19 protein-coding genes and 3 pseudogenes are annotated in these 19,912 nt (G+C 54.7%); 9 read left to right on the forward strand and 13 right to left on the reverse strand.

Annotated features, from left to right (window positions below):
- The first annotated feature begins 67 nt into the window (after window positions 1–67).
- Complete coding sequence (locus LIX93_RS27540) at window positions 68–613, forward strand: TetR/AcrR family transcriptional regulator (RefSeq protein ID WP_226507270.1); 546 nt, start codon at window positions 68–70, stop codon at window positions 611–613.
- A 134-nt stretch (window positions 614–747) separates the two neighbouring features.
- Here the strand turns inward: LIX93_RS27540 and LIX93_RS27545 are convergent, their stop codons facing one another.
- The 9 genes from LIX93_RS27545 to LIX93_RS27585 form a co-directional block, all read right to left on the reverse strand.
- Complete coding sequence (locus LIX93_RS27545) at window positions 748–1,704, reverse strand: bifunctional enoyl-CoA hydratase/phosphate acetyltransferase (RefSeq protein ID WP_226507193.1); 957 nt, start codon at window positions 1,702–1,704, stop codon at window positions 748–750.
- Between the two features lie 2 nt (window positions 1,705–1,706).
- Window positions 1,707–2,693 carry a D-alanine--D-alanine ligase gene (locus LIX93_RS27550; protein ID WP_346015247.1) on the reverse strand — a complete coding sequence of 329 codons (987 nt, stop codon included), beginning with the start codon at window positions 2,691–2,693 and terminating at the stop codon, window positions 1,707–1,709.
- Between the two features lie 44 nt (window positions 2,694–2,737).
- The gene (locus LIX93_RS27555; protein ID WP_226507195.1) at window positions 2,738–4,477 is read right to left on the reverse strand and encodes a putative 2-aminoethylphosphonate ABC transporter permease subunit; all 1,740 of its coding nucleotides are present in this window, start codon (window positions 4,475–4,477) and stop codon (window positions 2,738–2,740) included.
- 9 nt (window positions 4,478–4,486) lie between these two features.
- A complete protein-coding gene (locus tag LIX93_RS27560) occupies window positions 4,487–5,572 on the reverse strand; it encodes an ATP-binding cassette domain-containing protein (protein WP_226507196.1) in 1,086 nt (361 codons plus the stop codon).
- Window positions 5,573–5,625: 53 nt separating this feature from the next.
- Complete coding sequence (locus LIX93_RS27565) at window positions 5,626–6,648, reverse strand: putative 2-aminoethylphosphonate ABC transporter substrate-binding protein (RefSeq protein ID WP_226507197.1); 1,023 nt, start codon at window positions 6,646–6,648, stop codon at window positions 5,626–5,628.
- Window positions 6,649–6,693: 45 nt separating this feature from the next.
- Window positions 6,694–7,779, reverse strand: a complete 1,086-nt coding sequence (gene alr, locus LIX93_RS27570; protein WP_226507198.1) for an alanine racemase — start codon at window positions 7,777–7,779, stop codon at window positions 6,694–6,696.
- A 16-nt stretch (window positions 7,780–7,795) separates the two neighbouring features.
- Entirely contained in the window at window positions 7,796–8,671 is an 876-nt protein-coding gene (locus LIX93_RS27575; protein ID WP_226507199.1) for a D-amino acid aminotransferase, read from the reverse strand.
- A gap of 140 nt (window positions 8,672–8,811) precedes the next feature.
- The gene (locus LIX93_RS27580; protein WP_226507200.1) at window positions 8,812–9,285 is read right to left on the reverse strand and encodes an NUDIX domain-containing protein; all 474 of its coding nucleotides are present in this window, start codon (window positions 9,283–9,285) and stop codon (window positions 8,812–8,814) included.
- A gap of 316 nt (window positions 9,286–9,601) precedes the next feature.
- Window positions 9,602–10,381 carry a DeoR/GlpR family DNA-binding transcription regulator gene (locus LIX93_RS27585; protein ID WP_226507201.1) on the reverse strand — a complete coding sequence of 260 codons (780 nt, stop codon included), beginning with the start codon at window positions 10,379–10,381 and terminating at the stop codon, window positions 9,602–9,604.
- A gap of 242 nt (window positions 10,382–10,623) precedes the next feature.
- Between LIX93_RS27585 and LIX93_RS27590 the strand changes: the two genes are divergently transcribed.
- The 3 genes from LIX93_RS27590 to LIX93_RS27600 are packed head-to-tail and all read left to right on the forward strand — an operon-like array spanning window position 10,624 to window position 13,303.
- Window positions 10,624–11,181, forward strand: a complete 558-nt coding sequence (locus LIX93_RS27590; RefSeq protein ID WP_226507202.1) for a phosphonate degradation HD-domain oxygenase — start codon at window positions 10,624–10,626, stop codon at window positions 11,179–11,181.
- 42 nt (window positions 11,182–11,223) lie between these two features.
- Entirely contained in the window at window positions 11,224–11,970 is a 747-nt protein-coding gene (locus LIX93_RS27595) for an SDR family oxidoreductase (RefSeq protein WP_226507203.1), read from the forward strand.
- Window position 11,971: 1 nt separating this feature from the next.
- Window positions 11,972–13,303 (forward strand): aminotransferase class III-fold pyridoxal phosphate-dependent enzyme, encoded by a 1,332-nt coding sequence (locus LIX93_RS27600; RefSeq protein ID WP_226507204.1) that lies wholly within the window; start codon window positions 11,972–11,974, stop codon window positions 13,301–13,303.
- A 683-nt stretch (window positions 13,304–13,986) separates the two neighbouring features.
- Here LIX93_RS27600 and LIX93_RS29775 read toward each other — a convergent pair.
- On the reverse strand, window positions 13,987–15,207 hold the full coding sequence (locus tag LIX93_RS29775; RefSeq protein WP_346015248.1) for a reverse transcriptase domain-containing protein: 1,221 nt from the start codon (window positions 15,205–15,207) through the stop codon (window positions 13,987–13,989).
- Between the two features lie 298 nt (window positions 15,208–15,505).
- Between LIX93_RS29775 and LIX93_RS27610 the strand changes: the two genes are divergently transcribed.
- On the forward strand, window positions 15,506–16,261 hold the full coding sequence (locus LIX93_RS27610; protein WP_226507205.1) for a hypothetical protein: 756 nt from the start codon (window positions 15,506–15,508) through the stop codon (window positions 16,259–16,261).
- Window positions 16,262–16,278: 17 nt separating this feature from the next.
- Window positions 16,279–16,437, forward strand: a pseudogene (locus LIX93_RS27615) (GNAT family N-acetyltransferase); the annotation flags it as partial.
- 50 nt (window positions 16,438–16,487) lie between these two features.
- On the opposite strand, the pseudogene LIX93_RS27620 reads toward LIX93_RS27615, so the two are convergent.
- Window positions 16,488–16,703, reverse strand: a pseudogene (locus LIX93_RS27620) (transposase domain-containing protein); the annotation flags it as partial.
- 33 nt (window positions 16,704–16,736) lie between these two features.
- On the reverse strand, window positions 16,737–17,354 hold the full coding sequence (locus tag LIX93_RS27625; RefSeq protein ID WP_346015249.1) for an ATPase domain-containing protein: 618 nt from the start codon (window positions 17,352–17,354) through the stop codon (window positions 16,737–16,739).
- Between LIX93_RS27625 and LIX93_RS27630 the strand changes: the two are divergent.
- The 3 genes and pseudogenes from LIX93_RS27630 to LIX93_RS27640 form a co-directional block, all read left to right on the forward strand.
- Window positions 17,269–17,895, forward strand: a pseudogene (locus tag LIX93_RS27630) (substrate-binding domain-containing protein); the annotation flags it as partial. The gene LIX93_RS27625 and the pseudogene LIX93_RS27630 overlap by 86 nt on opposite strands.
- A 74-nt stretch (window positions 17,896–17,969) precedes the next feature.
- Window positions 17,970–18,590: an SDR family NAD(P)-dependent oxidoreductase gene (locus LIX93_RS27635; RefSeq protein ID WP_226507207.1), complete on the forward strand. Its 621-nt coding sequence runs from the start codon at window positions 17,970–17,972 to the stop codon at window positions 18,588–18,590.
- A gap of 51 nt (window positions 18,591–18,641) precedes the next feature.
- Window positions 18,642–19,283: a TetR/AcrR family transcriptional regulator gene (locus tag LIX93_RS27640; RefSeq protein ID WP_226439381.1), complete on the forward strand. Its 642-nt coding sequence runs from the start codon at window positions 18,642–18,644 to the stop codon at window positions 19,281–19,283.
- A 6-nt stretch (window positions 19,284–19,289) separates the two neighbouring features.
- On the opposite strand, the gene LIX93_RS27645 is transcribed toward LIX93_RS27640, so the two are convergent.
- On the reverse strand, window positions 19,290–19,550 hold the full coding sequence (locus LIX93_RS27645) for a hypothetical protein (protein WP_226439380.1): 261 nt from the start codon (window positions 19,548–19,550) through the stop codon (window positions 19,290–19,292).
- Window positions 19,551–19,912 lie beyond the last annotated feature (362 nt).

Consider the following 19,912-nt stretch of genomic DNA (forward strand, 5'->3'; position numbering starts at 1 on the left):
AATTGCCTTGGAAACCCTACGAACGGCTAGGCCCTATCATCATGGAGATCTCCGATCTGCCCTGCTGGTGGCGGCTGAGGCTATGCTCGAGCGTGTCGGCCCTGAAGCGCTGTCCTTGCGCGAGGTCACACGAGAAATCGGAGTCAGTAACAACGCGCCTCGACGACATTTTCCGAACAGGCAATCTTTATTGGACGCCTTGGCGGTGCAGGGATTCGAGCGCATGGGGGCCGCGCTCGATGAAGCAGCGTCTAGTAACGAGCCTGAGTTCATGCAGCGTTTGCTCGCGGTGGTTAATGCCAATATTCGCTTCGTATCAAACCATAGAGCCCTTTTTCGCCTAATGTTCGCTTCAAAGCAGAGGAGCGACGCATCCGCAGAGCTTCGTGAATTGAGCTACCGAGCATTGTCATCGGGTCCAAAGACTATCGCCTACGGTCAAAGCATTGGGGCAGTCATTGAAGGTGACACAATTGATTTGGCGCTTACTATTTTCTCCGCTGTTGAAGGGCTCATTTCCCTATCCGTCGAAGGGAGACTGGGTGGTATTCCTATTGAGGAGGTAGCTAAAGTGGTGATTGGAAATATTATGGTTGGCCTAAAACCCCGTTGACATTCGCTGCGCAGTGCTGGTGCCTGAACAAAAAAAACCATAGGAACGGCCGCCGGGGATATTGGCCGAGGTCTCAAGCCAGAAATGATCAATCACATAAGCGGCAACCAAGACCATTTGGGCGGGAGGTGTATCTATTCGCTGATGGGGTCCAATAGAAGGCAAGCGAGTGCCGCTGAATAGAGCTTGGACTCCATACTGTCGGTGCGGCTAGTCAGGATTATCGGCGTCCGAGTACCAAGCACTACACCTGCACATTTGGCGCCTGCCATATAAATGAGCGACTTGTACAGCGCGTTGCCGGTCTCAAGATTCGGAACCAGTAGAATATCTGCATGCCCGGCAACATCAGACTGTATACCCTTGGACGCCGCAGACGTCGCCGAAACCGCGTTGTCAAAGGCCAATGGCCCGTCGACCAGAGCATCCTCGATCTGACCGCGCTCAGCCATTTTGGCTATGACAGCGGCATCAAGGGTGCTCTGTACACTGCAAAGGATCGACTCCGTGAAGGAAAGGATCGCAGCGCGAGGTTTTTCAATTCCGAGCGCCCGAGCCAGCTTCAACGCCAACTGCAGAATCTCAACCTTTTCCGATAGTGTTGGTGCGACATTGACGACGCAGTCTGAGATGATCAGAGGCTGCAGTCGATCGGGCAGTTGCAGCACGAAAGCATGCGACACCCGCCCGCCTGTTCGTAGGCCATACGTGCGTGACACTACTGCGCGCATCAGATCGTCCGTGTGCAACGAGCCCTTCATGAGCATATCGACCTCGCCAGAACGGGCGAGCTCGCATGCTATCTGCGCGGCGCCGGAAACGTGAGGACCGCTATCGATAAGTTCGAACAAACTCAAGTTAATGTGATGCACGCTGGAGAGCGCTATCAGGGAGTTGAGGGGTCCAACCAAAACGATATTGGCAATACCTTGGGCTTGCAGCTCAGCGGCGATCTGAAGCGAAGCCAGATCACACGGATAGACCATTGCTATGCGACGGCGACCCAGTATGATTGCAGACTCAAGGACTGTGTCAAGAATTGTTTTCGTAGTGTGAGTCACGGCGGGAGAAGCAAGTGAAGTAGCAGGCATGACTAGACCAAACCTTTTCTGATGATCGTTTCGCAAAGCGCTTCAAAGCCGATTCCAGCGGCGAGTGCAGATTGCGGCAGTAGGCTGTTTTGAGTCAGCCCAGGCAGTGAGTTCACTTCCAGCACCCAAGGGCGCAACTGCGCATCAAGACGTATATCGACTCGGCTGTAGCAACCTAATTCGAGAGCACAGTGAGCCGCAACGGCGACGCGCTGGACCTCTTGCGTCAGCTCCGCAGTAGTGCGCGCCGGAAAGACCTCAAGCACTCTTCCCGGCTGGTATTTGCTGACATAGTCAAACAGTTGCAGGGGTGCCAGGAGGATCTCACCCACCGCCAACGCTGCTCCATTAAGGACACCAACAGTCAACTCACGCCCAGCTATATAGCGCTCGATGAGCACGTCTTCCGTAAACAACCGCGCGCGCGCTACTGCGGCTGCAAGGTCATCGTGCGACTGGACCAGCGAAATACCAATGGTCGACCCTTCGCTTCGTGGCTTGACTACAAGCGGCAAGCCGAGGTGCGCAACATCAGGCAATGCCTCACCGCGCCTGATCAGCATCCATTCTGGTGTGTCAATACCGGCCAGGTGCAGCCACTGCTTGGCCGAATGTTTATCAAATGTCCTGGCACAAGCAGCGAAACGACTGCCGGTGTAAAGTATGCCCCTGAGATCAAGGGCCGCCTGCACCAAACCATCCTCGCCCGGGCTGCCGTGCAGCGCGAGAAACACCATGTCATAGTCGGCCGGCACTAGATCGTTGATCACCCGAAACACCTGACCCTCGTTCACCACACTGTCCGGAACCTGCTTCGACACATCCCGGTCACCCAGCGAACGTGCCTCATCCAAAAAAGTCAGTGGGCCGATCGACAGATCTACCGCCGTCACCTCATGCCCCTTGCTTCTCAACGCAGCCAACACCCGTCTGGCGCTGGCGAACGAAATGTCTCGTTCCCTGCCAGGCCCTCCGAACAGCAAGGCCACGCGGAGTGACTTACATCTCCCGATACTCATGGACTCTTTCCCAGTCATAAGACAGCCACCGACACTTCAGGGACCATTGAGGAGTTCGCGGTTTTATTACCACGTTCTGCCCAGCCACGGATTAAATGTTCGAGCACGCGGGCAATCATGCACACCAACACCACAACACTACCCATCGCCGCCGCTGTGGCAATTGAACCGTTGTCATCCAACCCCACGATGCCGATCGTGGCAGTGACGGTATTTGGACGATAAAGTAGAATAATTGCCGAGACAGTGCACATGGTACTGACGAAGAAATACGCAGCTACATCGACGATCGTGGGCGCAAGCATAGGCAGGATGACCCGCTTCAATAGGCTGAAGGTGGATACACCGAGCGAAGCTGAGACTGATTCAAAATTGGCATCGACTTTCTTCAGAGCAGTCTGGAACGTCAATGTCGATACGGTGAAGAAATGGACGATGCTGCAAATGATCAGCACGACGGTAGTGCCATAAAGAAAGGATAGCGGATTGCTTCGCGACGTAAAGAACATCAGATAGCCCAATCCGATGACCAGCCCCGGTACGGCACTGGGTACGATAGCGATCGCCTGGAGTATCGAAATGAGCATCGGGTGTAGAGCCCTTCGCTCGATGCAATAGGCGGTGACCAGCGATAGTGCAGTACCGAAAAAGCACGCACCGCTAGCCATGATGATTGAGTTGCTGATTGCGGCCCACCCGATATCGGTCTTGTTCGAGAAGTCGAAATTGGAAAGACCGAGCGACAGATCGTAAGGCCAGAACTTAACGAAGCTGGCACCTATGCCAATGGTGAATACGCCTAGAATTAGTAGCGAAATCACACCGCAGAATAGCAGCCCCAGACCGGCCAACACTTTGGATTCGTTGGGTTTGGCAGGCAGGCGGGTTGCGCCGGAGGTTTGATGGTTTGTGCCAATGCTGCGAGTGATCAAAAATGTCAAAACTGATGGCACCAGCAATAACACACTAATCACCCCACCGAGTTCGAAATTTTGCTGACCGATCACCTGGCGATACACCTCAGTGGCGAAAACACTGAATTGCCCACCGATGACCTTGGGGATACCGAAATCGGTAATATCCATTGTGAAGACGATGCAGGTGGCGCTAATCAGCCCATACTTGGCGTTAGGCAGTGTCACTGTTAGGAATGCTCGAAGCTTACCAGCGCCGAGCATAGTCGCGGCATCGTAGAGCCGCGCGTCCAGCGATTTAAAAGCTGTGAGGATGATCAGAAAGGCTGACGGGAAGGTGTAGAACACATCACACAACACGATACCAATCGGACCGTAGATCGAATGCTCACCCATCAAAGACTTAGCGATCCCCTGATTGCCGAATACCCGAACCACTGACAGCGCGCTGTAGAGTGAAGGGGCCAACATTGGTGCCAGTGCGATGGTACGAAAGAGACTTACAAGCGGGACTTTTGTTTGCGTTAGAAATGCCGCATAAGTGAATGCCAGTAATACTGCAGTAGCAGTGGCGATAGACGAAACCTGCAAGCTGTTACGCGTCAGTTCCAAGGCAGTTGGCGTGGATAGAAACGATATATAGTTCGCCAACCCGACGAATCCCCCCTCACTGTTATGCAGGCTTTTAAGACCAATAGCGGCTACAGGGAAAATGAAGAAAACACAAAGAAAAGTCAGACACACCACCCCTGCAACGTAAATCGTGTATTCGGCCTTGGTCTTCTTGAATCCCGTGCTTTGTGAGGAGGCCTTGGTCGAACTCATGATGATTTCGGTCATGATCACCTCTTAGGCAACTGGCAGCACGATCATGCGATCGGCTGGAACATGGAAAGTGAGCAACGCCCCGGAATTGAATTTATCCAGGGTAGTCGGTCCGACAGGTGCCGTTACGACCAGAGGCTTTTCGACTCCATCTACCTGAACGTGGCAGCGAACGACGGGGCCGATGAACTCATGCTCGATCAGTACTCCTGCCAGGATGTTCTCGCCGATGCCGTCACTACTGATCAGCCCATCTTCAGGCCGGAAACAGACTCGCAACCGGTCCCCGACCCGGCCATCACCAACACAGCCAAGGTTCAATTGCCACGGGCCTATCCTGCCGAGTCTCGGGCTTGTGACCTCAACCTCCAACATATTCATAGAACCCACAAAATTAGCGACAAACTGACTGCTCGGCTGGTAATAGATATCCTGCGGTCTACCGACTTGCTCAATAACACCAGCATTCATGATGACGACTTTGTCCGCGAGCACCATGGCCTCCTCCTGATCATGGGTCACCATGATGGTGGTCAGACCTATACGTCTGTGAAGCTCCTTGAGTTGCAGTCGGAGGTGTCCCCGCACATTGGCATCGAGCGCCGACAAGGGTTCGTCCAGCAGCAGGATCGATGGATTAATCGCCAGCGCTCGGGCCAACGCCACGCGCTGCTGCTGTCCACCTGAAATCTGATGTGGATATTTATTTACTGCTGCTTCAAGGCGAACTAGTTCTACCAACTCGTCGACCTTATTTCTCCGGTCTTCGCGCGCAACTTTTTGACTGACGAGGCCATATTCGATGTTCTGACGAACTGTCAAATTAGGAAACAAGGCATAAGACTGGAAAACGATACCTACATCTCGGTTCAGCGCAGGCACGCGGGTCACATCCCGGACACCAAATTTGATGGTACCACTGGAAACTGCTTCCAACCCCGCCAACATTCTGAGCAAAGTTGTTTTTCCGCAGCCGGAGGGCCCTAGAAAACAGACAAACTCTCCGGGCTCTATTTTCAGCGAAATGCCATTGAGTGCAGTAAAACTGCCAAACTGCTTATTGACACTGATGACGTCTATTGATTTTGAGCGAGCGAAAACATTGGCCATATATAACCTCGATTAACTTGAGCAGTGAAAAACAGGAAAACTAAAAGCTCTAGTTATTTAGGCACCTGGGCATCATAGCGGCTTGCCCATTTCGCCAGTACGGCCTGGTAATTAGTTGCGACCCAGTCAAAATCATTTTTGATCAGCAGCGTATTGATGTCCGCAGGATGGAACGGAACCTTCTTGGCATCAGGCACACTCCGCGGAAGAATGGCATAGTGTTCTGAATACAACTTCAATGCATCATCTGTAACCGACCAATCCATGAAACGTTGAGCCAGTGCTAGGTGCTTGGTGCCCGTCAATATCGCAGACCCTTCGAGATCCCAACCTGCCCCTTCCTTGGCGAAGATGATGTCGATGGGCGCCCCCTCTGTTTTCAACGCCGCAGCGCGCGTAGAGAAAGACAGCCCAATCGGGAATTCACCTGTAGCGGCCAACTGGCACGGCTTGGAGCCACTCGCCACATATTGAGCGATATTCTTGTTGAGGTCGTCCATAAACTGCCAACCTGCCGCGTCACCGTAGGATTGCAACCAGCTGGAGACCATGACGAGTCCCGTACCCGAGGCATTTGGATTGGGCATGACAATCTGTCCGCGGTAGACCGGATTTGCCAGATCGCGCCAGCTAGTTGGCACCGGTAAGTTCTTCTTTTTCGCCTCGACGGTATTGAAACAGATCGCAGCGAGATAGCCATCCTGCCCCACCCAGGCAGGAGGATTCGCCTGATCGATAAAAGGTGGCGCCAGCTTCTCAGCACCTCTGGGCATATAGCTTTGAAGCATTCCCGCTTTAGCCATTCTAATAAGCTGGAAGTTTGAAAGTCGCCAGATGACGTCTGCTTGAGCATTATCTTTTTCGGCATAAAGACGAGCGGCCAATGTACCAGTCGATGCACGAATGACTTCCAGCTTAATATCCGGGTTAGCCTTTTCGAAGCGATCGGTCCACTCATGAACTTCATCAGGCTCCATGGCGGAATACACAGTCAATGTTTCAGCCCAAGCACCTTGCATGCAAACACTCGCGAGCAAAAGTGAAGCCGTGCGTAAAATAGCACACGATAATTTCATCGTACTTCTCCAATTATTAGGGGAAACGGCAGATTGAAAGCGTAATCAGACTGACTCTAAGCGTACTCTGCCAGCAATATGTGACAAAAGTTCATACGGACTACCACCGGCGGCTTTAGCCACTCTTTCGATTGGAAGTTGCGCTCCCCAGAAGATCACTTCGGTACCGACCTTCACGGTGAGGATATGTGAAACATCAACGCATAACTTGTCCATGGATACCCGGCCCAACGTGCGGCTTGGTACCCCGTCTACCAGTACGGGTGTACCGCTAGGGGCACTTTGTGGATAACCATCGGCGTAACCACCTGCCACGTTCGCGACCCTCATCGGTCGCACGGCAACAAACGTCTCGCCGTAGCCTATCGACTCCCCCGGCATGATTTCGCGCAGCGAGATGACACGACTGGCAAAGGTCATGACTGGTCTCAACCCCCAATCAGCTCCCGTGGAGTCCAAAAGTGGAGAAATACCATAGAGCATCAACCCCGGACGGACCCAGTCCAAATGCGTCGTCGGGTAGCGCATGACCGCGCCCGAACTAGCCAGGCTGCGCGGCATTTCCGGCGGAATTTGCAAAGCCTTGAAGCGCCTTATCTGTTGGTCAACGCTACTGTGATTATCTACATGCGCAAGATGACTCATCACCCCACACAACGTAACGCCCGGACTACTGCGCAGGCGGGCTAGCATCGTATCGAAATGCGATGCCGGAATTCCAAGACGATTCATTCCTGTATCGACTTTGAGCCAAACCTTCAGCGACATCCCGCGATAACGAGCTACCCAATCCACCTGCTCAATGCAGTGCACCACGGCTTCCAGATCGTGGGCCACAAAGGTTTCCACATCTACGAATTCGTACAACCCTTCTAGGACCAAGATTGGCCCGGTGAAGCCGGAGCGGCGCAGGGCAACAGCCAGCTCGATCTCGATGACGGCGAATCCGTCGACCGAATTGGCAAGCGCCTGGGTCACCAATTGTGCCCCATGGCCATAGCCGTTGGCTTTGACTGCCGCATAGATGCTGCACCCGGGTGCCAACTGGCGTATCCTGCGGGCATTATGCCTAAGCGCGGCAGTATCAACGGTCGCCACCACTGGCCTGGAATTTGAAAGTGTTCGTTCCATAGTGGCTCCGGACCGGTCAAATCGCCGTGGGCAGAGGCACGTTACACGCCTCCAGCTTAGCCTGCTGATAGGCCAGCCAAACACGTTTGAATACTGGACCTGGGCTACCCGCCAAATCACCGTGCCCTACGAGTTGCTGGTCAAGTCGAGTAATAGGGAGCACCTCACGTGGCGAAGCCGTCAACCAGACTTCGTCCGCTGAGCGAACCTCTGCCTCAGTAACGTCGCGCTCTTCTACGATCATGCCAACTTTTGCAGCGGCCTCAATGGTTATGTCTCGCGTTACGCCGGCAAGAATACGGTTGCTTTTGGGCGGCGTTACGATTTTCCCATCGCGCACGATGAAAATGTTAGCGCCAGACCCTTCGGTCAACAGGCCATCCCTGAACAAGACGGTTTCGTCAGCACAGCTGGCTACCGATTTGTTGCGCAACAGGACCGTGGGCAGCAATGAAACCGACTTGATGTCACAACGCGCCCAACGTGTGTCCTCGGCTGTAATTGCGGCCACACCCGATTTGAGAACATTCGGAGTCGGTAATACTAGCTCCTTGCTCATCGCAAATACGGTTGGCGGGACATCAGGGTAAGCAAAATCACGTGGTGAAACACCTCGCGTAACCTGAAGATAAACCGATTGGTTTTCCCATTGATTGTTATCGATTACGGATTGAAGGAGGGCCAGCCAGCCATCTTCATTATAGGGCGAGGCGATGCTGACTTCGCCGAGGCTTCGAAGCAGGCGCTGTACATGACCACGGCCGCCGAATAACTTGCGCCCATATACGGCAACCACCTCATACACACCGTCGCCGAAAATGAAGCCGCGATCCTGGATCGGGATATTCAGAGTAGAGAGTTGCTGCAGTTGGCCGTTGTAATGACAAAGCATGATCGATCCTCGGGCTTTATACGATCGCGGCACCTGACCGCTCGATGTAAAGATCGTAATTGATCGATTTTGAGAACGCAACCCGAATCACCCAAATTCCACCATAAAACTCCAAAATGCCAGGCTCAGCACTCACTTGCTCAACCTGCATAGCCGCGACAGAGCGCGATAGCGACAGCTGCCTCCAACGTAATCTCGCCTTGCAGAATAGCATCGTCTATCTGGGCATCAGAAAGCATGACGAACTGGGCTACTTCACCGTCTAGGTTGCAAGGCTTGACTGCCTCGGGAATCACACAGTGCCATGCATACACTGTTTCCACCATGAAGCCGTAGCTCCCCCCATCTTCGACAGGCCGGCGTAACGTGAAGCACCCTCGGCATTCAACATTCAGCAATGTCGAAATGGAAAGGCCTGCCTCTTCCTGAGTCTCGCGTTCCAGTGTCTGTTCAAGGATTTCGGCATTAGCGACCAACCCCCCCGTTAAAGTGTCCAAACGACCCGGATCGGTTTGCTTATCGAACGCACGCAGTTGCAGCCAGTATCGATCGTCGCCTGAAGCACGACCATGAAGCTGCACCGCTTGGGTGGCGATACCTAGATTACGCACCACTGCCCTCTCCACAAAACCAACAGTCCGGCCTCGAGACGTCATTACAGCAACCTGCTCATCACGCCAGGGAGCCGCGTATCCCTGGTCCCGTAACCAGACGGAGAGTTCAGCCAACGCGTCGTCAGGCTCGCCACATAGATGCAATCGCCCACCCCGTAAGCGAAGTAAGCGTTCAAAATGCTCGGCACGCATCTTCTCGATAAGCGGCTCGGCAACCGAGCCAATGACCTCTCCCTGGCAGAATAATGCTACCCGTCGTATTGCCGAGGGCTGTACAGCTGATCGGCACACTCGTTCCCACCAGGCCGCAACCACGTCAAGCCCGACCGACGATGATCAGCTCGATCCCCAATGCCTCAATGGCCGAACGATCCCGGTCGGAAATGCCATCATCGGTAATCAAACGATCTACTTGGTCCAAGCTACATATCTTGAACATCGCCTTGGATTCGAACTTGGTTGAGTCAGCTAGGACTGTTACGTACCTGGCAGCTTGGATGAATGCTCGATTCACCTCGGCTTCCTGAGGATTGAACATTGCCATCCCACCGTCAGCTGTAAGCCCGCTAACACCGATGAAAGCTTGATCAACGACGATATCGCGAAGAGCATCCTGCGCTGCCTGCCCGACCGTGGACATTTTGGTGAAATCCACCACGCCACCAATCAAAAATACTCGACTGGACCGGCACTTTTCCAGCTCCATAGCTACTGTCAATCCATTGGTCACGATCTGCAGTTCTTCATGCCCCGCCAATGCTACGGCCAGCGCATGCATGGTCGTGCCGCCACTCATAAGGAAGCTGGAGCCGTTATCTATCAACGCAGCTGCATGCTCGCCGATAATAACTTTCTGAGCCGGATGCTCGCGCACACGCACCGCATAGTCTGGCCCCGTCAACGGCGACCTGGCTTCGCGCTCGAAAATGGCGCCACCCCGGGTGCGCGACACATGGCCCTGCGAATCAAGATCGGTCAAGTCGCGGCGAATCGTATTGAGCGAAGCGCCAAAGCGCTCCGCCAGAAACGCTACCGACGCGTCACCATTAGTAGTCAGTAGCTCTCGAATCTGTTTCTGACGTGCAGCTTTGTGCATTAGTCCCTCCCTTTATTTCCGACCTCGCTGGCATCGGCGCCTTCACGCCGGCGATTGTAACCGTTCGGTCATATTCAATCAATTCCTCCTAAATGGCTCCACAGTCAAAACAAATCTGGTTTCATCGGGGCGTCCCCACCAAGAAAACAACGTCTTGAAATCCATTTTCAGTCGCTTGCGTCAATCACAAAACTCCATTACGATCCATATTCAATCACTATCAACCATTCATGGAGAGTTGCGTGGACGTCTTAACTGTGATTCGAAAGTGTTTCGCTGTTACCGGCCCTCTGCCCTATGCCGGCGAAGCGGTGACTCAGGCCGAGCATGCCTTGCAATGCGCCCAAGCTGCGCAGGCCTTCGGCTCGAGCGATGCCCTCATCACTGCTGCACTACTGCACGACATTGGCCACATGCTCGATAAGGACGATGAGCGTCTCGCTTTGGACGGTATAGATGCCAGGCATGAGCGCCAAGGCGCCGAATTCCTTGAAACATCGTTTCCACCCGCGGTCACTGAGCCCGTCAGGTTGCACGTTGCTGCCAAGGCCTACCTCTGTGCGATAGACCCCGAATACCACGATCGTTTGTCGGCCGTATCTCGCCGTTCGCTAATGCTTCAAGGAGGAGCTATGACCACCGCCGACGTCAATGAATTCCGCCAACTTCCTTACGCCGCCGACGCCGTCCTGCTTCGGCGCTGGGATGATCAAGCCAAGGAAGTCGGGCGAGAAACACAATCGCTAGAGCATTTTTTGGCAATCGTAGCAAAAACCACAGCAATCACTAACCAACCTTGATCTTCCCAACATCTATCCGTACAGCGAGGAGTTATTTGAGTCATGGCAAAAACATTGGTTATCACTGGGGGCAGCCGCGGTATCGGCGCCGAAACGGCTAAGTTGGCGGCGCGTAACGGTTATGCGGTGTGCATAGGTTATGGGTCCGATGCCAAAGCGGCAGAAAACGTGGTAACCGACATCGTTGAGGCCGGGGGTGAAGCGATCGCAGTGCGCGTGGATGTCTCGAAAGAAGAGGACGTCATTGCTCTTTTCGAGACCGCTCAAAGCAATTTGGGCGCCATTGTCGGGCTCGTTAACAATGCCGCAGTTCTGGACACTCAGAGTCGTGTGGAAGCACTATCTTACGCTCGCTTGCAACGGATATTTGCGGTCAACAGTATTGGCCCGTTCCTATGCTCGCGTGAAGCAATCCGCCGCATGGCTACCCCGAACGGCGGATCAGGTGGTGCGATCGTCAACGTTTCTTCGTCAGCATCACGGCTAGGCTCCGCCGGCGAGTATGTCGACTATGCCGCGACCAAGGGAGCCTTAGATACCATGACTATTGGCCTGGCAAAAGAAGTTGCCCGCGACGGTATCCGTGTAAACGGTGTACGCCCAGGGCATATCTACACGGGGATCCACGCCAACGGAGGTGAGCCAGGACGCGTCGATCGCCTTAAGAGCACTATTCCGATGGGGCGTGGTGGTCAGCCAGAAGAAGTCGCCGAAGCGATTGTCTGGCTACTCAGTGAAAAAGCGTCGTATGTGACCGGAGCTATCATTGACGTTACCGGAGGAAAATGACATGACCGACAGTCCGCTCCTCGGAAAACACCGCCATGTGCTGATGCCATGGTCTGTGCAGGTCAATCAGGGCGAAACTTTGATAGTTGGAGGCGATGGTCCTTATTTCATCAAGGCTGGCGGCGGTCGCATCCTTGATTTCTCTAGCGGCTGGGCCGCTACTCAATTAGGACATGGCCACCCCATTGTGCTGGAGGCAATTCGTGAGCAGCTCGACAAAATATGTTGGGCACCGCCTAACTTTGTTGTCGATGTACGGGCGCAATATGCCGCAGCTTTGTCCGACCTGTCGCCATGGGAAGAAGGTTGCAGGGTGCACTTCACCACCGGTGGCGGCGAAGCCAACGATGATGCAGTTCGTATTGCCCGCCAACTGACTGGGCGCAGCAAAATCTTAGCCGCCTACCGCTCTTATCACGGAAATACCCAGGGCGCGGCAGCTTTGACTGGTTCCTTGCGGCGATGGGCGAGCGAGCCGAATCTCCCTGGCGGTGTAGTGCGTTTCTGGGCACCTCATCCCTACCGCAGCCCGTTCTATACTGATGATCCAACTGAGGAAACCCGCAGGGCGTTGGACCATGTCGACCGAGTCTTAACTCAGGAGGGTCCTGAGAATGTAGCCGCTCTCATCATCGAGCCTGTGCTGGGGTCCGAAGGGGTGGTCGTATATCCCGAAGGCTATCTGGCTGGGTTACGAGCACTGACCTCGCGCCATGGCATTCTATTGATCTTTGATGAAGTCGTTACCGGGTTCGGTCGGGTCGGTGAGTTATTCGCCGCAAGCCGTTTTGGAGTTAATCCCGACCTGCTGACCTTCGCCAAAGGATCGAGCAGTGGTTATGTACCTCTCGGCGGAGTACTGGTTCGCGAGGGCCTCGCGTGCGAGTTCGATGGACGGCTATTCGATGCGGGCCATACGCATTCAGGCCATCCATTGGCGATGGCGGCGGGACTGGGCACCTTGAAAGCGCTTCAGTCAGAAAATTTATTCAAAAAAGCTTACGAGATCGAAAGCTGGATGAAGGTTGCGCTAGGGAAGCTAGCCGTCAAACATGAGATCATCGGCGACTTTAGAGGTTTGGGGGCATACTTTGCGATTGAGTTGGTAAAAGATCGAACGACAAGGGAACCAGTGGTCGCTTGGCAGGCGAAGGATTCACGTATCACTAAAGACTTCTATCGTGATCTTCTCAACGACGGGCTCTGGTTGCATGGCAAATACAGCATCTCAGTACTAGCTCCAGCGCTGATTATCAGTGAAGGTCAATTCGCAGAGGGAATGGAAAAGCTGGATCGGGCTCTGGCAAAGTTAAGCGATAGGATTCAAGCATGAAGCGTAAATGTTGTCTGCCTAGATGATTCCTGAACACCAACGCCGGTCGTATTTATGTGGCGCGTAGGCGCGTTTACAAGGGTCGCGGTAGGGATGGCGGTTACCCGCCACCCCCGCACAGATCCGTACGTGCAGAACTACCGCATACGGCTCCTGCCTCGGGTACATGACGCGAAGCGATCCTCAGGGTATGGGTGTGCATTCTTTAGGCTAGGTATGTAGTGATTTGTGAGCAACCCGAAGCGAGACCATTGCAGCCGATTCCGCTGGCTACGTCGCATGAGCGCCTGGCGCCAATATCGACAAACGGCTTTCCTGAAGCCACTCAGCCGCTTCAAGTTTCCCGGTACCGGGTGGTAATTGAAGTACCCACTTACCACCCGGGTAAGCCATTGCCCTTGAACCCGGACAAGGTCATGACGCCGGCGGCTCAGCTCCTCACGGATAGCAAGAAGCGTCTCACGCATACGCTTTTTGACAGTCAGTCGCAGTACTTGAAAGTCACCGCGTCGACTGACACTACAACAGTGGGTAAAACCCAGGAAATCAAAAGTCTCCGATTTTCTCAAACCTCGTTTCCTGCGATTTATCACGGCAAAACGACCAAACTCAATCAGCCGTGTTTTCGAGGCGTTGAGCGATAGACCGAACCTAGCCAACCGTTCCTGCAACTGCACAAGAAACTACTGAGCCTGCACTTTCGTCCTGAACCCCACCACACTGTCATCCGTATAGCGCACGAAGATCGCATCGCCACGGGCGTGGCGCTCGCGCCACTGCCTTGCCCATAGATCCAGCACGTAGTGAAGATAGATATTCGCCAGCAGCGGCGATATCACCGCGCCTTGGGGCGTCCCCTTGGTCGCAGCCACCCTACGGCCATCCTCCATAACACCCGCTTGAAGCCATTTGCAGATAAGCCCGAGCAAGCGTCGGTCTGCAATCCGGTGCCCCAGAAACATCAGTATCCATTCATGGTCGATCTCATCAAAGAACGAGGTGATATCCGCATCAAGTATCCAGTTCACTTTTTGGCTTTTCAGCGCGACCGTTAACGCATCAAGCGCATCGTGCTGACTGCGGCCCGGTCGAAACCCGTACGAGAATCCAGGAAAGTCTTCCTCATAAATCGCATTCAGAACGGTGACAACCGCCTGCTGCACGATCTTGTCCTCCACAGAAGCAATACCCAACGGGCGCTGCCTGCCATCGGCTTTGGGAATGTAGACCCGCCGCGATGGCGTTGCTCGAAAAGCTCCTTTGTGAAGCCTTCCGTGCAACTCGGTCACACGCTGGGGAAGACCTTCCTCATAGTCTCGCCACGACATACCGTCCATGCCCACCGCAGCATCGCGACGCAGTGCATAAAAACTCTGCGCCAATAACTGTGGTGTGATGTGATGCAGCAATGCCGTGAACTGCATGCCCTTATTCCTGCGGGCTGCTTCACGTACACCTTCAAGTCCCATCGACGCGCAACTGATCCGGCTCTGTGTCCGGGGCACGGGAGGCCTGTCGGTGTTTCCCTTGGCTACGTCCCATTCCTCCACCATCTCCGCAGGGCTAGGCCCTTTGTTCGATGACTTCTCAGGTACTACGGACGTATCCGACTTCTCAGCGGCGTAGGCAGCAGGGTTACGGCTTTTGGCCTTTACTGCTCCGCCCGGTGCTTGCACACCGGGCGCCGCTGAGATCTCCCAGTTTCTGTGCAAAGGACTTCCCGACGTGCACAGGGTCTCCGACCGCCCGGGATCAGAGCATGACTGGCGTATAACGCCATGCTCCGTATTGCCTTCTGCTTCGCTTAACAGCATCGGCATCCCGAATTCCTGATTACGCGGCTCAATGGCTGGCCCATCGGTTTCCCCTGTCAACGCTTCACCCTGCACCTCGCGGTGCAGCATGCATGACTCGGGGTATGGTTGATTCGCCATTTCTTACCAGTATCGAACTTTCATCGACTATCCTCTGCCAGCTTTAACTGGCGCTCTAAGCGGACGGTAAACACAACTTTCGAATCTTTTCCCTACTCCAGCTTCCATGGCAGCTTGCCTCACCTACCGGCCCTGTACCAACGCCGGTTTATAACCCGTTATATGATCACTTCTCATATGCCAAACCTATGTCGGAAGAGGAAACCTTCGAGGACGCACGACAGTCTATTCTTCAAGACTTGACTTCACTTTTTCAGGGCGGCAATGCATGAACTCTCTCTGGATCGCACTGGCCATTTTCGGTTGCCTGGTTGCTGCGTCGCTTTTCATGATGCATTGGTACCCTAAGCTCGCTTCCCACCACAGAGATGACGACACAAACACCGTCATTCGCTTGGTAGCCAACATTTTTGTGGTCATGACATCGCTGGTGTTTGGTCTGATGATCAACTCTGCCAAGAACACCTTCGAGTCCATTGATGCAAACTTCCATGGGTATGCAACTAGCCTGATTATTTTTGACCGGACGCTGCGAGGCTATGGAGATGCGACACAAGACACGCGCAACCGTCTGATCACCTATCTTGAGCACGCTATCGAGAACCCGTATCGAGGTGACGAGGCATTGCAACATCGCAATAGCGAAGCAGCTAAATATTTGGATGACATAGGCAAGTCGTTGACCAGCATCAAGCCGCCGGATCGCTTCCATGAAACGATGCTTCAGGATATCCGTCAGCAATATCACTCGCTCATTGAACAACGCTGGAGGATCGTCGAGCAGTCAGAGGGAGCGATTCCAGGCCCTTTGATTGGGATGCTGGCTGCTTGGTTGACACTCATATTCGCCAGTTTTGGATACCGCGCTCCCCAAAACTCGATGGTGATTGGAATGTTTATCATCTCGTCATTGCTCATCGCGGGCTCTGTCTACCTTGTATTGGACATGGATGTGCCATTTCACGGCCCTATCCAGATATCCGACGAGCCCCTGCGCAGGGCGCTCGCTGTAATGCAGCTCTAGATGGTTCGCTGGGCGCTGGCATTCGTAATGCCAGTCACATGAGTGTTGATGTGAATGAACAGAACTCCAAAGCGGTAGCATTCTATTTACATCAAGGTTTTGTTCAAACAAGTCGTTCTCCGCTGGATTGCGAGAGCCGCCCCTTACCCTTGCTGCACCTAGCTCTGCCCGCCTAGGGGTGTAATCGTGAATCGCTCCAAGCTTCTGCTTCAGGGCGATTTTTTATTCAGCAGGCCGGCATCCATTGATTTGGTAGTAATTGCCCGATCTCACTGGCTCGGTGTGTCGGCAATGTCACCACATCTTTGAGATAGGCATACGGATCATGTCCATTCATACGCGCCGACTGGATCAGGCTCATGATCGCCGCTGCCCGTTTTCCGCTGCGTAGCGATCCTGCAAACAACCAGTTCGAGCGCCCGAGTGCCCACGACCGTAAGCGTCTGCGGATCACACCTTGCTTTTCGATTGCAGTTTAGGACGGATGGCTTACCGAAAACCTACGCGTAGCTATGAGAACGGGAAGAAGCTGCCTACCCATTTCCGACAGTTGATATTCAACCATCCGAGGTAACTTTCGACCTTCCATCAGCGGAACATCGGCGCCAAAATACTCGGGTGTTCCAGTCAGAACCCCTCGGAAATTGGACAAAGGTTCGCCAATGCGCACCCCTCTCGAATCAACACGAAGTTCTCGAATGGCATCCTCGTGTGCGCCACCTCGATGTTTGAGCACAGATATCGCTTTGCGCAGTCGGCCCTGAGCTTCGAAGAAGCGAATCAAGATGACCGTATCCGCCACATAGGAAACGTTGAAATTAGTGGACATAGAACCGACCAGTCCATGCTGAGGATTGATCAGGAAGGTCACGACCCCGAGCTGGCTAAGATAGGAAAGCAGCTCATGAATCTGCAAAATCAGTTGTTGTTTCTGTGGCATTGCCGCCATGTAGCCATTGAGGCTATCAACGACAATCATAGAACTGCCGCGCTGCTCGACCTCGGCCGTGGGCAACGATGATGCCGAGGGTGGTCGGCTCCAGGCGCAAGCCATGGTCGACAAACTCAAGGGCAAGGGCGACGTCGTAATCATTCAAGAGCCGATCGGCCAGTCGGCGCAGATCGACCGCGAAAAGGGCGAAATGGAAGTCCTCAAAAAACACCCCGACATCAAGATCATCGAAATGAAGACTGCCAACTGGTCCCGTGCAGAAGCCCTCGCGCTGACCGAGGACTGGCTCAATGCGCACCCCAACGGGGGTATCTCCGGAATCATCGCGCAAAACGACGACATGGCCCTTGGCGCGTTGCAAGCCGTCAAATCCTGCGGCCTGACGCCTGCCGGCGTGCCGGTCACGTCCATCGACGGGATGCCCGACGCGATCCAGGCCGCGAAGAAAAACGAAGTCACGACCTTCCTCCAAGATGCTCAGGCGCAGTCTCAAGGCGCATTGGATGTGACCCTGCGCGCCTTGGCGGGCAAGGATTACAAACCGCAGTCGGTCATCTGGGAGCGCTACACCAAAGACGTGAAGTGGGGCGACGGCACTGACAAAAACTACATCCTGCCGTGGGTGCCAGTGACCGACAGCAATGCCGATGCGCTCTATCAGCAGGTCAGCGGCGGCAAATAGCGATCGCCCCCCTATCGTTGCCGCCGAGCGCGAGCAACGATCGATCTACCGGGCGCGACACAGGAGTCATCTTCATGTCTGAATTCTGGAACAGGGCCTTCGACCTGGACGGCCGCTGCGCGGTGATCACTGGCGGGGCGGCCGGCATAGGCTTGGCCTGTGCCGGCCTGCTGGTTGAGCGAGGGGCACGGGTTGTGTTGCTGGACCGTGATCCTGCATTCGTCGAAATCGCCGCCGGCCTGGGCACAGCGCACATCGGCCTCAGAGTGGATTTGCGCCAGATCGACCAGATCACCCGCACCATCGATACCGTCGCCGATCACTTCAAGCGTATCGATTATCTGGTCAACAGCGCTGGGGTCGCGGTGCTCGACATAGCGCTCGACGTCACCGAAAACGCTTGGGACACGACACTGGAGATCAATCTCAAGGCCAGTTTTTTCGTCGCTCAGGAAGCAGGGCTGCAGGTGCCCACGGATATATCCGTGGCAGGCTTCGACGATATTTCCATGGCCGCCTACTGCGATCCGCCGTTGACGACCGTAGAGCAACCGGCCGAAGACTTTGGACGCCACGCCGTACACAGGCTGGTCGCCCTGATCGAAAACAAGCCGTTGGCCGAACGCCACGTACAGCTGCCATTCACGCTGAAGATTCGTGCAAGTGCCTGCGCGCCAGCAGGGGCCGGTCGATAGCAGGGCAGCATGGCGTATGATTGGCGCTGCACTTTCAGCCACAGGACCTCCATGGCCACTCCCAATTCCGGGCTGCGCAGCCAACAAGCTGAAGAAACCCGCGCACGCATCCTCAAGGCCGCCACCAAAGTGTTCAGCCAGGACGGCTATTCGGGCGGCCGCATCGAAAAGATCTCGCGGCTGGCCAAGTCCAACGACCGCATGATCTATTACTACTTCAAGAGCAAGGAGCAGTTGTTCATCCGTGTCCTGGAGGGCATCTACGCCGACTTCAACGAAGCCGAAAGCCGCCAGCGCTTCGACCTCGCCCAGCCGGTCGCGGCCCTTGAGCAACTGGTGGGGTTCGTCTGGGACTACTACGGGCGCCACCCCGAATTCATCAGCATCCTGAACAGCGAAAACCTGCACAAAGGCAAGCACTCGCGCAAGTCGCCCCATCTGTTGGCGCTGTCGGGCGCGGCGCTGGATACCCTCGCGCCAATCATCCAGGCGGGGCAGGCGCAGGGACTGTTTCGCATGGATGTGGATGTGATCCACACTTACCTGATGATTTCCTCGCTGTGCTACTTCTATAACTCCAACCTGCATACCTTGGGCGCCTTCCTGGGCACCGATCTGAACAGCAAGGGCGCGCGCGAGCACTGGCTGGATTACGCTCGCGATCAGGTACTGCGCGGGCTGGCGGCAGGCTGACCGGATTCAGTGGCTGCCGGGATTGATGCGCAGCCAGGCCACTTGCTTGCCCAGAGGTGGCCAAGTGGCCTTGTCTGCCGCAAAGGTGCTGCGCAGATTTGATGGCGATCGGAACGTTAACCTAACCGGTCCATCCTTGAACGGCCTGCGACCATTGACATCCACGGCGAGGAAAGAAATGGCTCCATGGCACAAAGCGTCGCTGTCGCGAATCGCGCCGAAGATCACCAGCCCTCCCAACCGTCGCTGCACGGCATGAGCTACCATCAGTCGCCACCGATCGCGTTTTTAGATCCCCACCAGCATCCACCACGACGATGTCGCCGGGCTGCGACATGTCCATCGCCTTGTGCCTCATCAAGTTGAGGGTTGGGCCGACAGGCCGTTCCCGCCTGAAAAACGGGCGCTGGTTGCACCCCAGTTGGGGGCTTTCCACTTTCTGTAGTAACTAACCCCTACGAAAAAGCCAGCGCTGGGAGTGCCGAGTTTGTTACTTTTTGTTTCAGACCAAGCGCTGTCAAGAAAGTTACGCTACTAGGCCGCCCCCCTGAATTAAGGACAATCTAGGAATACGCATCTTACATGTCCAATTTTTTGACACCTATCGCTGAGAGCATTGATCTTGAGCA

The organism is Pseudomonas sp. MWU16-30317 (assembly GCF_020515695.1).
Taxonomy (GTDB): domain Bacteria; phylum Pseudomonadota; class Gammaproteobacteria; order Pseudomonadales; family Pseudomonadaceae; genus Aquipseudomonas.